This window comes from Streptococcus pseudopneumoniae, assembly GCF_001072315.1.
GTDB classification, from domain to species: domain Bacteria; phylum Bacillota; class Bacilli; order Lactobacillales; family Streptococcaceae; genus Streptococcus; species Streptococcus pseudopneumoniae_R.
This window is the reverse complement of record NZ_JVLI01000155.1, coordinates 1-380: the sequence shown is the minus strand read 5'-3', so window position 1 is coordinate 380 and position 380 is coordinate 1. Positions and strand designations below refer to the sequence as shown.

Here is a 380-nt window from a genome sequence, read left to right as displayed (position 1 = left end):
GCCTAAAGACGCTGGCTTTCACGTTGTTCAAGCCTTATTGCTCTTGACTCGTCACTTGCCTCTTAAAGAGGCTTTAGTATTACTTACCACTATCCCTAAAGGGAGCCTCATATTCTTTTACACTTAATTTATCTAGTGCTATATCATGCTTTTCCTGTTCTTGAATATACTTCTTAATTGTGGCTTCATTGAGTCCAACCGTACTCACATAATAACCTTCCGCCCAAAAATGCCGATCCCCAAACTTGTACTTGAGATTGGCGCGTTTGTCAAACATCATGAGTGCACTTTTACCTTTTAAATAACCCATGAAACTTGAAACACTTATCCTTGGTGGAATACTTACTAACATATGTACATGGTCTGGCATTAAGTGACCC

General features: G+C 39.5%; 1 protein-coding gene. It reads right to left on the bottom strand.

Features of this window, described 5'->3' with window-relative positions; genetic code table 11:
• Positions 1–79 precede the first annotated feature (79 nt).
• Positions 80–380: IS200/IS605 family transposase (tnpA, locus tag ADH54_RS08400; RefSeq protein ID WP_049524758.1), on the bottom strand; the 301-nt coding region annotated here is incomplete at its 5' end.